The organism is Mesorhizobium sp. M1E.F.Ca.ET.041.01.1.1 (genome assembly GCF_003997355.1).
Classification (GTDB): domain Bacteria; phylum Pseudomonadota; class Alphaproteobacteria; order Rhizobiales; family Rhizobiaceae; genus Mesorhizobium.
In genome coordinates this window covers 1-445 of record NZ_RZSL01001260.1, presented here as the reverse complement: position 1 = coordinate 445, position 445 = coordinate 1, and the positions used below count along the sequence as shown (strand labels likewise).

1 protein-coding gene and 1 pseudogene are annotated in these 445 nt (G+C 59.3%); both read left to right on the top strand.

Annotated features, from left to right (window positions below):
• Window positions 1-207: pseudogene (locus EOA38_RS40890) on the top strand (hypothetical protein); the annotation flags it as partial.
• 8 nt (window positions 208-215) lie between these two features.
• Entirely contained in the window at window positions 216-416 is a 201-nt protein-coding gene (locus EOA38_RS40885; RefSeq protein WP_245481045.1) for a hypothetical protein, read from the top strand.
• The last annotated feature ends 29 nt before the right edge of the window (window positions 417-445 follow it).

Genomic DNA, 445 nt, shown 5'->3' with positions numbered 1-445 from the left:
GTACAGCGATTTTGCGAGCGTTTAATCTATCCCTCGACCGCCAATCGAGGGGAGGGTGGCTTGGACGAGCAGGACCCGAAAGAAGATCTGGTCGAACCGGTTTTCCGCAACGGCACCGTCACCATCGTCGGCATCCTGCTGGCATTTTCGCTGGGCTTCATCCCCATTGGGCGGCCAACCCGATTCCATGGCAGACCTATCATCTGATTGCCGTCGTGCCGATCCTGGTCGGCATTGCCCTGCAGATGCGGGCGCTCGCCATCCTGCTCGACATCAAATCCCTGCAGCGCATCATTCATGACCGCGCCAGCCGGATATTCATCGCCGGCCTCATCTTCACAGCCAGCGGTGTCGGAATGGCCATCCTGCTCGATTTCTTCGACATAGCGGCCAAGAGCGCGCTGCCGGGCGTATGACCGCGAGAAATCGCGGAGCGATTTTCTCT